Here is a 12,878-nt window from a genome sequence, read left to right as displayed (position 1 = left end):
GTTGAATCATGGCTGTTAGCAGCGAACGTGCAGGCAGTAAACCGTTGATCGAGAAACGCTCGATCGACTACATCCCGGATGCGGAAAGACACGGTCGTCTATTAAGCCAGTTCACCCTGTGGCTGGGTGCCAACCTGCAAATCACCGCGATTGTGACCGGTGCGCTTGCAGTGGTGCTCGGTGGGGATGTGTTTTGGTCATTGATCGGTTTGCTGATCGGGCAACTGCTCGGCGGTGGCGTCATGGCGTTGCACGCAGCCCAGGGCCCGCAGCTGGGCTTGCCACAGATGATCTCCAGCCGCGTGCAGTTTGGCGTGTATGGGGCGGTGATTCCGCTGGTGTTGGTGTGCCTGATGTACATCGGCTTCTCGGCCAGCGGTTCGCTGCTGGCGGGGCAAGCGGTGGCGCAGTTACTCCACGTTGAAGACTGGGTCGGCATCGTGCTGTTTGCCGGTTCGATCATGGTCTTCACCATCTTCGGCTACCGGGTGATTCACGGCATCGGCCGGATCGCCAGCGTGCTGGGCGTGATCGCCTTCGTTTACCTGTTCTACAAACTGTTGGCCGGCAACGACATCATGGCGTTGCTCGGTAACAAGCATTTCTCCCTGGCGAGTTTCCTGTTGGCGGTATCGCTGTCGGCCTCCTGGCAGATTGCGTTCGGCCCTTACGTGGCGGACTACTCGCGTTACCTGTCGCGCAGCACCTCGGCCGTGAAAACCTTCTGGGCCGTGGGCCTGGGTTCGGTGCTCGGGGCGCAGGCGTCCATGGTGTTCGGTGTGTTTGCCGCCGCCCTGGCCGGTTCGCAGTTTGCCCATCACGAAGTGTCGTTCATTGTCAGCCTCGGTGGCACCGGCATCGTTGCCGCGCTGCTGTACTTCGCGGTGGCGTTCGGCAAGGTCACGGTGACCACGCTCAATGCCTACGGCAGTTTCATGTCGATCGCGACGATCATCAGCGGCTTCCGTGGCAGCCGGCACATTCCGAGTGCGGTACGCCTGCTCTACATCTTCATCATGGTGTCGTTGGCCACTGCTCTGGCGTTGCTGGGCAAGGACTCGTTCCTCAAGGAATTCTCCGCGTTCATCCTGTTCCTGCTGGCGTTCTTCACGCCGTGGAGCGCGATCAACCTGGTGGACTTCTACTGCATCACCAAAGAGCGTTATGACATTCCGGCACTGTCCAACCCCAACGGTCGCTATGGTCGCTGGAACGTCATGGGCATCTCGATTTACGTGTTTGGTGTGTTGATTCAAATGCCGTTCATTTCTACCCACTTCTACACCGGCCCACTGGTGGCGAGCCTCGGTGATACCGACATCTCGTGGATTATCGGCCTGGTGGTGCCCGCAGCGATGTATTACTTCGCCGCCAAGAAGTGGCATAGCCCAGTACCCGACCGTTTGATCCTGCCGGTCGAGCAGGACGTGGTCACCGAACAAAAGCTGAGCAAGGCGGGTCGTGCTGCTGCGATCTAGACCTTGACTGAATGTGGACAGGGCTGGATGCCTCTTGACTGCCGTAAGCTAATTCATGATTAGGAGCGTCACACAATGAAATCGAATAAGACCCTGCTGACCACATTGCTTTCCATGGGCCTGCTGGCCAGTGCCGGCGCCACCCAGGCGGCCGGTTGGTGCGAGTCGGGTAAACCGGTGAAATTTGCCGGCCTGAACTGGGAAAGTGCCATGCTCCTGACCGACGTGCTGCAAGTCGTGTTGGAGAAAGGCTACGACTGCAAGACCGACAGCCTGCCGGGCAACTCCATCACCATGGAAAACGCCCTGAGCAGCAACGACATTCAAGTGTTTGCCGAAGAGTGGGTCGGCCGCAGCGAGGTCTGGAACAAGGCCGAGAAGGCTGGCAAGGTCGTCGGCGTCGGCGCGCCTGTCGTAGGCGCCGTTGAAGGCTGGTACGTGCCGCGTTACGTGATCGAAGGCGACGCCAAGCGTAAGCTGGAAGCCAAGGCACCGGACCTGAAAAACATTGCTGATCTGGCCAAATACTCAGCCGTGTTCAAGGATCAGGAAGAGCCTTCCAAGGGCCGTTTCTACAACTGCCCGGCCGGCTGGACCTGTGAGTTGGACAACAGCGAAATGCTGAAAAGCTACGGCCTGGAAAGCACCTACACCAACTTCCGCCCAGGCACCGGCCCGGCGCTGGATGCGGCCGTGCTGTCGAGCTACAAGCGTGGCGAGCCGATCCTGTTCTACTACTGGTCGCCAACGCCGCTGATGGGCCAGGTTGACCTGGTCAAACTCGAAGAGAAACCAGGCGTGGACAAGACCGTGAACATCAAGGTCGGCCTGTCCAAGACCTTCCACGACGAAGCCCCGGAACTGGTGGCCGTGCTGGAAAAGGTCAACCTGCCAATCGACCTGCTGAACCAGAACCTTGGGCGCATGACCAAAGAGCGGATCGAGTCGCCAAAACTGGCCAAGATCTTCTTGAAGGAACATCCTGAAGTCTGGCACGCATGGGTGAGCGACGACGCAGCCAAGAAAATCGACGCGGCCTTGTAGGTTGAGCCTCTCCGACTGCCGGTAGCGGCAGTCGGATGCTTGATCGCAACCCCTTGATTGAGAGTCTCTTATGTTTCCCGAAAGCTTTACATTTTCCATCGCCGACTGGGTTAACAGTTGGGTCGATTCGCTGGTCACCAACTATGGCGACGTGTTCCGGCACATCTCCGATACCCTGTTGTGGGCCATCGTCAATCTTGAAGGCCTGCTGCGTGCGGCCCCTTGGTGGCTGATGCTGGCCATCGTGGCGGGCGTTGCCTGGCACGCGACCCGCAAAGTCGTGACCACCGCCGTGATCGTCGGCTTGCTGTTCCTGGTGGGCGCGGTCGGCCTGTGGGACAAGTTGATGCAGACCCTCGCGCTGATGATGGTGGCAACCGTCATTTCGGTGCTGATCGGCATTCCGCTGGGCATTCTTTCGGCGCGCAGCAATCGTCTGCGTTCGGTGCTGATGCCGATGCTGGACATCATGCAGACCATGCCAAGTTTCGTGTACCTGATCCCGGTACTGATGCTGTTCGGCCTGGGCAAGGTGCCGGCGATTTTCGCCACCGTGATTTACGCTGCGCCACCGCTGATCCGCCTGACCGATCTGGGCATCCGCCAGGTTGACGGTGAAGTGATGGAAGCGATCAACGCCTTTGGTGCCAACCGGTGGCAGCAACTGTTTGGCGTACAACTGCCGCTGGCCCTGCCGAGCATCATGGCCGGGATCAACCAGACCACCATGATGGCCCTGTCGATGGTCGTGATTGCCTCGATGATCGGTGCCCGTGGCTTGGGCGAAGACGTGTTGGTGGGGATTCAGACCCTCAACGTCGGACGTGGCCTTGAAGCCGGTCTGGCGATCGTGATTCTGGCAGTGGTCATCGACCGCATTACTCAGGCGTATGGTCGGCCACGGCATGAGGTGAGCAAATGAACAACGCAGCCATCAGCAAAATCGAAGTCAAAAACGTCTTCAAAATTTTCGGCAACCGTTCCAAGGATGCGCTGGCCATGATCGGCCAGGGCAAAACCAAAGACCAGGTGCTGTCCGAAACCGGCTGCGTGGTCGGCGTCAATGACCTGTCATTGAGCATCGGCACTGGCGAGATCTTCGTGATCATGGGCCTGTCGGGTTCCGGCAAGTCGACCCTGGTACGCCACTTCAATCGCCTGATCGACCCCACCAGCGGCGCGATCCTGGTGGACGGCGTGGACATCCTGCAATACGACATGGAAGCCCTGCGCGAATTTCGTCGTCACAGGATCAGCATGGTGTTCCAGAGCTTCGGTTTGCTGCCGCACAAGACCGTGGTAGATAACGTCGCTTACGGCCTGAAAGTGCGTGGCGAGAGCAAGCAAATGTGCTCCGAGCGCGCGCTGCACTGGATCAACACCGTGGGCCTCAAAGGCTACGAGAACAAATACCCGCATCAGCTGTCGGGCGGTATGCGTCAGCGTGTGGGCCTGGCTCGTGCCTTGGCGGCAGACACCGACATCATCTTGATGGACGAAGCGTTCAGTGCGCTCGACCCGCTGATCCGCGCTGAAATGCAGGACCAATTGCTGGAACTGCAAAAAACCCTGCACAAGACCATTGTCTTCATCACCCACGACCTCGACGAGGCCGTGCGCATCGGCAACCGCATCGCGATCCTCAAGGATGGCCGACTGATTCAGGTCGGCACGCCGCGAGAAATCCTGCATTCGCCGGCGGATGAGTATGTGGACCGGTTCGTACAGCGGCGGGCGGCGGTGGTTTAAAGGTTTGCGGTGACCGGGCGGGCCTCTTCGCGAGCAAGCCCGCTCCCACATTAGATCTTCAGTGTCCACATGACTGTGGGAGCGGGCTTGCTCGCGAAGACGTCAGTGAAGCTACATCAATATTCAGGTCGTACGAACGAGGTCAATGATGTCCCAGGCTGAAAAAATCGTTATCGCCGACGCCCCGTTGCGTTGGCAGGATGTGGTCGCGGTAGCCCGTCATGGCGCGCAGCTCGAGCTGTCGACCGAGACCTGGGCGCGGATCGAAAATGCCCATGCCATCGTTCAGCGCATTGTCGCCAGCGGCGAGCGCGCCTATGGCGTCAACACCGGGTTGGGTGCGCTGTGCAACGTCTCGCTCAAAGACGAGCAACTCAGCCAACTGTCGCGCAACACCTTGCTCAGCCACGCCTGTGGCGTTGGTGCGCCATTGGCGGACGAGCAGACCCGCGCGATCATGTGCGCGGCGATCCGCAACTATAGCCACGGCAAATCCGGCATTCACCGGCAGGTTGTCGAAGCCTTGCTGGCGCTGCTCAATCGCGGCATTACCCCGCAAGTGCCGTCCCAGGGTTCGGTGGGTTACCTGACTCACATGGCTCACATCAGCATCACGCTGTTGGGTGTCGGCAACGTCAGCTATCGCGGGCAGATTGTTTCCGCGCAGCAAGCCCTGGCCGAAGAAGGCTTGCAGCCAGTGCAGCTCGGCGCCAAAGACGGGTTGTGCCTGGTCAACGGCACGCCGTGCATGAGCGGCCTCAGCTGCCTCGCGCTCGCTGACGCCACGAATCTGTTGCAGTGGGCCGATGTGATCAGTGCCATGAGTTTTGAAGCCCAGCGCGGCCAGATCGCCGCGTTCGATGCCGAGATCATCGCGCTGAAACCGCATCCGGGAATGCAGCAGGTCGGTCTCAATCTGCGCGCGTTGCTCGGTGGCAGTGAAGTGATTGCCAGCAGCAAAGGCATTCGTACCCAGGATGCGCTGAGCATCCGTTCGATCCCGCAAGTTCACGGCGCCGCTCGCGATCAGCTTGAGCACGCCAGGAAGCAGATCGAAACCGAACTCAACTCGGTCACCGACAACCCGATGCTGCTGGGCACGCCGGACAACTTTCGAGTGGTGTCCCAGGCCAACCCGCACGGTCAGTCAGTGGCGCTGGCAGCGGATTTGCTGGCGATTGCCATGGCCGAAATCGGCTCCATCGCCGAGCGTCGTCTCGACCGGTTGATCAACCCGCACGTCAGCGGTCTGCCTGCGTTTTTGGTGGCCAATCCGGGCGTGAACTCCGGGATGATGATCGTCCAATACGTCGCGGCGTCGCTGTGTGCAGAAAACCGCCAATTGGCCCAACCGGCTGTGCTCGATAACTACGTGACCTCGGGTCTGCAGGAAGATCACCTGAGCATGGGCACCAACGCCGCGCTGAAACTGCATCGCGCGTTGGAAAACTGCACACAAATTCTCGCTATCGAATATCTGCTGGCGGCCCAGGCGTTTGAATTCCTCAAGGAACAACGTTTTGGCGCTGGCACCGATACCGCGTGGCGATTGCTGCGCGAACGTGTTCCGGCCTACGACCAGGACCGCTGGCTGGCGCCCGATATAGCCGCCGCTGCTGGCGTCCTGAAAGACCCGATTTTGCTGAAAAACGCGTTACCCAACCTGAACTGATTTCGACAAAAAACCAGCGTGCCAAGGCGCTTCCCCCCAAAAGACGGGAAGCGACGGACAACGGATATCTCCGGAGCGTCTGGTTAGTTACTAACAAACTCTCAAAAGGAGCATGAAATGACTGCGCTTAACCTGATTCCCGGCCAACTGAGCCTTGCCCAACTGCGTGATGTTTATCAGCAGCCGGTCAAAATCAGCCTCGACCACAGCGCCTCGGCCCAGATCGAAGCCAGCGTTGCCTGCGTGGAACAGATCCTCGCCGAGAATCGCACCGCCTACGGTATCAACACCGGTTTTGGCCTGCTGGCCTCCACGCGTATTGCCAGCGAAGACCTGGAAAACCTCCAGCGCTCGCTGGTGCTGTCCCACGCCGCCGGTGTCGGCGAGCCGATCAGCGATGCCCTGGTGCGGCTGGTCATGGTGCTCAAGGTCAACAGCCTGAGCCGTGGTTTCTCCGGTATTCGCCGCGTAGTGATCGATGCACTGATCGCGCTGATCAACGCTGAGGTTTACCCGCACATTCCGTTGAAAGGTTCGGTCGGTGCCTCCGGTGACTTGGCGCCATTGGCCCACATGTCGCTGGTGCTGCTGGGCGAAGGCAAGGCTCGCTACAAAGGCGAATGGATGGAAGCGACCGAGGCGCTGAAAATCGCCGGTCTGACCCCACTGACGCTGGCCGCGAAAGAAGGTCTGGCGCTGCTCAACGGTACTCAGGTGTCCACCGCTTACGCGCTGCGCGGTCTGTTCGAAGGTGAAGACCTGTTCGCCGGTGCCGTGGCACTGGGCGCCCTGACGGTCGAAGCGGTGCTGGGCTCGCGCTCGCCGTTCGATGCACGCATTCACGCTGCTCGCGGCCAGAAAGGCCAGATCGACGCGGCTGCCGCTTACCGCGATCTGCTGGGCGAACGCAGTGAAGTGTCCGACTCGCACCAGAACTGCGAAAAGGTTCAGGACCCGTACTCCCTGCGCTGCCAGCCGCAAGTCATGGGCGCCTGCCTGACCCAGTTCCGTCAGGCTGCCGAAGTGCTCGCCATCGAAGCCAACGCCGTCTCGGACAACCCGCTGGTGTTCGCTGCTGAAGGCGACGTGATCTCCGGTGGTAACTTCCACGCCGAACCGGTGGCCATGGCGGCCGACAACATGGCGTTGGCCATCGCTGAAATCGGTTCCCTCAGCGAGCGTCGTATCTCGCTGATGATGGACAAGCACATGTCGCAACTGCCACCGTTCCTGGTGGCCAATGGCGGCGTGAACTCCGGTTTCATGATCGCCCAGGTCACCGCGGCGGCACTGGCCAGCGAGAACAAGGCGCTGTCCCATCCGCATTCGGTGGACAGCCTGCCGACCTCCGCGAACCAGGAAGACCACGTGTCCATGGCCCCGGCAGCGGGCAAGCGTCTGTGGGAAATGGCGGAAAACACCCGTGGCGTTCTCGCGGTGGAATGGCTGGCTGCGTGCCAGGGTCTGGATTTGCGTGAAGGTCTGAAAACCTCGGCGAAGCTGGAAAAGGCTCGGGCCATTCTGCGGGCTGAAGTGCCTTTCTATGAGAAGGATCGCTTCTTCGCCCCGGACATCAATGCGGCGAGCGAGTTGTTGGCCACGCGTTGCCTGAATGAACTGGTGACGGCGAAATTGCTGCCTAGCCTGTAATGGCCTCTTCGCGAGCAGGCTCGCTCCCACATGGATTTCGCTGCACCTGTGGGCGCGAGCCTGCTCGCGATTCGATTTTGCGTCGAATAAAAATAATTAAGGACGAGTAATGCAACAACCAGCAAAAGGTTTGAAACGCGGGCTCTCTGCCCGACATATTCGCTTCATGGCGCTGGGGTCGGCGATCGGCACCGGGCTGTTTTATGGTTCTGCCTCGGCCATTCAAATGGCCGGGCCCGCGGTACTGCTTGCTTACCTGATCGGTGGCGCTGCCGTGTTCATGGTGATGCGTGCCCTCGGCGAGATGGCGGTGCACAACCCGGTGGCTGGCTCATTCGGCCAGTACGCCAGCACCTACCTCGGGCCGATGGCGGGCTTCATCCTCGGTTGGACCTACGCGTTTGAAATGGTCATCGTCGGAATGGCCGACGTCACCGCGTTCGGCATTTACATGGGCTTCTGGTTTCCGGAAGTCGCCCGCTGGGTCTGGGTGCTGGGCATCGTTTCGGTGGTCGGTGGCTTGAACCTGTGCAATGTCAAAGTTTTCGGGGAAATGGAGTTCTGGTTGTCGCTGCTCAAGGTAGCGGCCATCGTCGCGATGATCCTTGGCGGCTTCGGCATCATGCTGTTTGGCATCAGCACGGCACCCGGTGCCCAAGCGACCGACATCAGCAACCTCTGGAGCCATGGCGGCTTCATGCCCAATGGCTGGGGTGGCCTGATCGCTTCGTTCGCCGTGGTGATGTTTGCATTTGGTGGCATTGAAATCATCGGCGTTACGGCTGGTGAAGCCAAGGACCCGCAGCACGTGTTGCCTCGGGCGATCAATGCCGTACCGTTGCGTATCCTGCTGTTCTACGTGCTGACGATGCTGGTGCTGATGTCGATCTTTCCATGGCAGCAGATTGGCAGCCAAGGCAGTCCGTTTGTGCAGATTTTCGACAACCTGGGTATTAGCTCGGCGGCGACTATCCTCAATATCGTGGTGATTTCGGCGGCGGTGTCGGCCATCAACAGTGACATCTTCGGCGCGGGCCGCATGATGTATGGCCTGGCTCAGCAAGGGCACGCACCGAAAGGCTTCGCCAGTTTGTCGCGCAACGGCGTGCCGTGGCTGACAGTGGTGGTGATGAGCAGTGCGCTGCTGTTGGGCGTGCTGTTGAACTACCTGATACCGGAAAACGTATTCCTGCTGATCGCCTCCATCGCGACCTTTGCCACGGTATGGGTCTGGCTGATGATTCTGTTCACTCAGGTGGCCATGCGTCGCTCCATGAGTGCCGAGCAGGTCAAACAGTTAAAATTCCCGGTACCGTTCTGGCCCTATGCGCCGATGGCGGCGATTGCCTTCATGCTGTTTGTCTTCGGCGTGCTGGGCTATTTCCCGGACACCCAGGCGGCTCTGATCGTCGGCGTGGTCTGGATCGTGTTGCTGGTGCTGGCCTACCTGACGTGGGTAAAACCGGCGGCAGGGAAGGCGGTACCGGTGGAGCAGGCACCTTCTTTTTCTCATCGATAACCTAACGGAGGCCAAGGATGAAAACTCTCTGGCAACACTGTCACGTCGCAACCATGGCGCAAGGCGTCTACTCGATCATCGAAGACGCGGCCATCGTGACGTCCGGTGCGCACATTGAGTGGATCGGTCCACGCGCTGAACTGCCGGCCGGCGAATACCCGACCGTCAACGACTTGAAAGGCGCGTGGGTGACCCCTGGCCTGATCGACTGCCACACCCACACGGTGTTTGGTGGTAACCGCAGCGGTGAATTCGAACAACGCCTGCAAGGCGTCAGTTACGCAGAAATAGCGGCGGCGGGTGGCGGCATCGCCAGCACCGTGCGCGCCACTCGCGCGGCCACCGAAGACGAATTGTTCGCCAGCGCCGCCAAGCGTCTGAAAAGCTTGATGCGTGACGGCGTGACCACGGTCGAGATGAAATCCGGCTACGGCCTCGACCTGGCCAGCGAACGCAAGATCCTGCGGGTCGTCCGCCGTCTCGGCGCCGAACTGCCGGTCAGCATACGCAGCACCTGCCTGGCCGCGCACGCCTTGCCGCCGGAATATGCCGATCGCGCTGACGACTACATTGATCACATCTGCGCTGAAATGCTCCCGGCCCTGGCTGCCGAGGGTCTGGTGGATGCGGTGGACGCGTTTTGCGAATACCTGGCGTTTTCGCCAGCGCAGGTCGAGCGCGTGTTTATCACCGCACAGAAACTCGGCTTGCCGGTGAAGCTGCACGCCGAGCAATTGTCGTCGCTGCACGGTTCGAGTCTGGCGGCGCGTTACCACGCGCTGTCGGCCGATCATCTGGAGTTCATGACCGAAGACGACGCCATCGCGATGGCCGAGGCCGGCACGGTTGCGGTACTGCTCCCAGGTGCTTTCTATTTCCTGCGGGAAACCCAATTGCCGCCGATGGAGGCCCTGCGCAAACACGGGGTGAAAATCGCCATCGCCAGCGACCTCAACCCCGGCACCTCGCCAGCGCTGTCGTTGCGCTTGATGCTGAACATGGCCTGCACCTGCTTCCGCATGACCCCGGAAGAAGCCTTGGCGGGCGCGACCCTACATGCCGCCACCGCGCTGGGCATGGCCGACACCCACGGTTCGCTGGAAGCCGGCAAGGTCGCAGATTTTGTTGCCTGGCAAATCGATCGTCCCGCCGACCTGTCGTACTGGCTGGGCGGTGACCTGGAAAAACGCGTCGTGCGTCACGGCGTCGAAACGAGCGTTTAGGAGAACAGTTGTGGATAAGGTTCTGAGCTTCAAACAAGGCCGCGTGCCCCTGCTGATCAGCATGCCCCACGCCGGCCTGCGCCTGACCCCCGCGGTCGAAGCCGGGCTAATCCCCGATGCACGCAGTCTGCCGGATACCGACTGGCACATCCCCACGCTGTATGAGTTCGCCGCCGAACTGGGCGCCAGCACCTTGGCTGCCGAGTATTCGCGTTTCGTCATCGATCTGAACCGACCATCCGACGATAAGCCTCTGTATGTCGGTGCGACCACCGGTCTGTATCCGGCGACATTGTTCGATGGCATTCCGTTGTTCCGTGAGGGCATGGAACCGTCGGCGGCGGAACGTGCGACGTATCTGGAGCAGGTCTGGACGCCGTATCACAGCACGTTGCAGAACGAGTTGGCGCGACTGAAAGCAGAGTTTGGCTACGCGCTGCTGTTCGATGCGCACTCGATTCGTTCGATCATTCCGCATCTGTTCGACGGCAAACTGCCGGACTTCAACCTCGGCACGTTCAACGGCGCCAGTTGCGATCCTCAGTTGGCGACTCAACTGGAAGCGATTTGCGCACGTCACGGCGATTACAGCCACGTGCTGAACGGTCGTTTCAAGGGCGGCCACATCACCCGGCATTACGGCAACCCGGCCGAAAACATCCATGCGGTGCAACTGGAGTTGGGCCAGTGCACGTACATGGAAGAGTTCGAGCCGTTCCGCTATCGCCCTGATCTCGCGGCGCCGACGCAGGTGGTGCTTAAGGAATTGCTGCAAGGACTGTTGGCCTGGGGTGAAAAGCACTACGGACATTAAGTCTACGCGCGATCACTGTAGGAGCGAGCTTGCTCGCGATAAACCGGAGAACGCCGCGGGGTGTCTGACTTGACGCATTAGTGTTGACGACCTTCGCGAGCGAGCTCGCTCCCACAAGGCATGCTCATTGACGTAATTCGGGTTTATGATGCCGGACGGCAGAATAATAGAAGTCCCCCCAGGGATGACCTCGACCCCTTACGGAGCGCGCAATGCAGACTTTGTACCCGCAGATCAAACCCCACGCCCGGCACGATCTGGCCGTCGATGAAACCCACACACTGTACGTCGACGAAAGCGGTTCACCGAAAGGTTTGCCGGTGGTGTTCATCCACGGCGGCCCCGGTGCCGGGTGCGATGGCCAGAGTCGCTGTTTTTTTGATCCGAATTTGTACCGCATCGTCACGTTCGACCAGCGCGGTTGTGGTCGTTCCACACCTCACGCCAGCCTCGAAAACAACACCACCTGGGATCTGGTCGCCGACCTTGAGCGAATTCGTAAACACCTGGGCATCGAAAAGTGGGTGTTGTTTGGCGGCTCCTGGGGTTCAACCCTGGCCCTTGCCTACGCGCAAACCCACCCGGAGCGTGTGCACGGTCTGATCCTGCGCGGGATTTTTCTCTGCCGTCCGCAGGAAATCGAATGGTTCTACCAGGCCGGCGCCAGCCGTCTGTTCCCCGATTACTGGCAGGACTACATCGCGCCGATCCCGATGGACGAGCGCGACGACTTGCTCAGCGCGTTCCACAAGCGCCTGGTCGGCAACGATCAAATCGCCCAGATGCACGCCGCCAAGGCTTGGTCCACCTGGGAAGGCCGTACCGCCACCTTGCGCCCGAACCCGATGGTGGTCGATCGCTTCTCTGAGCCACAGCGCGCGTTGTCCATCGCTCGCATCGAATGTCACTACTTCACCAACAATGCGTTCCTTGAACCGAACCAGCTGATCCGCGACATGGGCAAGATTGCCCATTTGCCCGGCGTGATCGTGCACGGTCGCTACGACGTGATCTGCCCGCTGGATAACGCCTGGGAACTGCATCAGAACTGGCCGAACAGTGAATTGCAGGTGATCCGTGACGCCGGCCATGCCGCCTCCGAACCCGGCATTACCGATGCACTGGTTCGCGCCGCCGATCAGATGGCCCATCGTCTGCTCGACCTGGCCCCTGAAGAAGCATGAAGGCTCTGCTGCAACGCGTGCGTGGCGCGCGAGTCGAGGTGGCGGGGGAGGTGGTTGGCGCAATCGACCAGGGTTTGTTGGTGCTGGTGGCAGTCGAACCCGACGACTCTCGGGCGAGCGCCGACAAACTTCTGCATAAGCTGCTTAACTATCGAGTATTCAGCGACGCCGAGGGCAAGATGAATCTGTCCCTGGCGGATGTCGGCGGTGGGTTGCTGCTGGTCTCACAGTTCACCCTGGCCGCCGACACTAAAAGCGGGTTGCGACCGAGTTTTTCGACCGCCGCCCCACCGGCCCTGGGCGAGGAGCTTTTCGACTATCTATTAAGTAAGGCGAAACAGGTGCATGGCACTGTGGCATCAGGTAGATTCGGCGCGGAAATGCAGGTGCACTTGGTCAATGATGGCCCGGTAACCTTCCTGTTACAGACCTGAAAGCGCTTAAAACGTCTTTTTAAGCCCTTTTCCACTGAAAACAGGGGTTTTTCGCGATAAATACTTGGTTGCGCCTGATGCGTTGTAACGCGGCCTACTAGATAATCGCGC

General features: G+C 60.0%; 11 protein-coding genes. All 11 read left to right on the top strand.

What is annotated here, in order from left to right; translation table 11 throughout:
• The first annotated feature begins 8 nt into the window (after positions 1-8).
• The 11 genes from JFU37_RS10965 (at position 9) to dtd (ending at position 12,767) form a co-directional block, all read left to right on the top strand.
• Positions 9-1,478 carry a purine-cytosine permease family protein gene (locus JFU37_RS10965; RefSeq protein ID WP_201115317.1) on the top strand — a complete coding sequence of 490 codons (1,470 nt, stop codon included), beginning with the start codon at positions 9-11 and terminating at the stop codon, positions 1,476-1,478.
• A 75-nt stretch (positions 1,479-1,553) separates the two neighbouring features.
• Entirely contained in the window at positions 1,554-2,522 is a 969-nt protein-coding gene (locus tag JFU37_RS10960) for an ABC transporter substrate-binding protein (protein ID WP_201115316.1), read from the top strand.
• A 70-nt stretch (positions 2,523-2,592) separates the two neighbouring features.
• Positions 2,593-3,444: an ABC transporter permease gene (locus tag JFU37_RS10955; protein ID WP_201115315.1), complete on the top strand. Its 852-nt coding sequence runs from the start codon at positions 2,593-2,595 to the stop codon at positions 3,442-3,444.
• On the top strand, positions 3,441-4,271 hold the full coding sequence (locus tag JFU37_RS10950; RefSeq protein ID WP_201115314.1) for a quaternary amine ABC transporter ATP-binding protein: 831 nt from the start codon (positions 3,441-3,443) through the stop codon (positions 4,269-4,271). The genes JFU37_RS10955 and JFU37_RS10950 overlap by 4 nt, the downstream gene beginning before the upstream one ends.
• Positions 4,272-4,419: 148 nt before the next feature.
• Complete coding sequence (hutH, locus tag JFU37_RS10945; protein ID WP_201115313.1) at positions 4,420-5,943, top strand: histidine ammonia-lyase; 1,524 nt, start codon at positions 4,420-4,422, stop codon at positions 5,941-5,943.
• A 117-nt stretch (positions 5,944-6,060) separates the two neighbouring features.
• The gene (gene hutH, locus JFU37_RS10940) at positions 6,061-7,593 is read left to right on the top strand and encodes a histidine ammonia-lyase (RefSeq protein ID WP_201115312.1); all 1,533 of its coding nucleotides are present in this window, start codon (positions 6,061-6,063) and stop codon (positions 7,591-7,593) included.
• A 109-nt stretch (positions 7,594-7,702) separates the two neighbouring features.
• Positions 7,703-9,112 carry an amino acid permease gene (locus JFU37_RS10935; protein WP_201115311.1) on the top strand — a complete coding sequence of 470 codons (1,410 nt, stop codon included), beginning with the start codon at positions 7,703-7,705 and terminating at the stop codon, positions 9,110-9,112.
• A 17-nt stretch (positions 9,113-9,129) separates the two neighbouring features.
• Positions 9,130-10,335, top strand: coding sequence for an imidazolonepropionase (hutI, locus tag JFU37_RS10930; RefSeq protein ID WP_201115310.1), 1,206 nt, complete (start codon positions 9,130-9,132; stop codon positions 10,333-10,335).
• Positions 10,336-10,345: 10 nt separating this feature from the next.
• Positions 10,346-11,149: an N-formylglutamate deformylase gene (gene hutG / locus JFU37_RS10925; RefSeq protein WP_201115309.1), complete on the top strand. Its 804-nt coding sequence runs from the start codon at positions 10,346-10,348 to the stop codon at positions 11,147-11,149.
• A gap of 212 nt (positions 11,150-11,361) precedes the next feature.
• The gene (gene pip, locus JFU37_RS10920; RefSeq protein ID WP_201115308.1) at positions 11,362-12,333 is read left to right on the top strand and encodes a prolyl aminopeptidase; all 972 of its coding nucleotides are present in this window, start codon (positions 11,362-11,364) and stop codon (positions 12,331-12,333) included.
• Complete coding sequence (dtd, locus tag JFU37_RS10915) at positions 12,330-12,767, top strand: D-aminoacyl-tRNA deacylase (protein WP_201115307.1); 438 nt, start codon at positions 12,330-12,332, stop codon at positions 12,765-12,767. The genes pip and dtd overlap by 4 nt, the downstream gene beginning before the upstream one ends.
• Positions 12,768-12,878: the final 111 nt, after the last annotated feature.

This window comes from Pseudomonas sp. TH41 (assembly GCF_016650695.1).
Lineage (GTDB): Bacteria > Pseudomonadota > Gammaproteobacteria > Pseudomonadales > Pseudomonadaceae > Aquipseudomonas.
This window is presented reverse-complemented; position numbering and strand designations above follow the sequence as displayed.

Bases quoted from the DNA above. Each gene is read 5' to 3' on its own strand.
- pip (WP_201115308.1), top strand. From the start codon at position 11,362: ATGCAGACTTTGTACCCGCAGATCAAACCCCACGCCCGGCACGATCTG.
- hutH (WP_201115313.1), top strand. From the start codon at position 4,420: ATGTCCCAGGCTGAAAAAATCGTTATCGCCGACGCCCCGTTGCGTTGG.
- JFU37_RS10935 (WP_201115311.1), top strand. From the start codon at position 7,703: ATGCAACAACCAGCAAAAGGTTTGAAACGCGGGCTCTCTGCCCGACAT.
- hutH (WP_201115312.1), top strand. From the start codon at position 6,061: ATGACTGCGCTTAACCTGATTCCCGGCCAACTGAGCCTTGCCCAACTG.
- hutI (WP_201115310.1), top strand. From the start codon at position 9,130: ATGAAAACTCTCTGGCAACACTGTCACGTCGCAACCATGGCGCAAGGC.
- JFU37_RS10955 (WP_201115315.1), top strand. From the start codon at position 2,593: ATGTTTCCCGAAAGCTTTACATTTTCCATCGCCGACTGGGTTAACAGT.
- JFU37_RS10950 (WP_201115314.1), top strand. From the start codon at position 3,441: ATGAACAACGCAGCCATCAGCAAAATCGAAGTCAAAAACGTCTTCAAA.
- dtd (WP_201115307.1), top strand. From the start codon at position 12,330: ATGAAGGCTCTGCTGCAACGCGTGCGTGGCGCGCGAGTCGAGGTGGCG.
- JFU37_RS10960 (WP_201115316.1), top strand. From the start codon at position 1,554: ATGAAATCGAATAAGACCCTGCTGACCACATTGCTTTCCATGGGCCTG.
- JFU37_RS10965 (WP_201115317.1), top strand. From the start codon at position 9: ATGGCTGTTAGCAGCGAACGTGCAGGCAGTAAACCGTTGATCGAGAAA.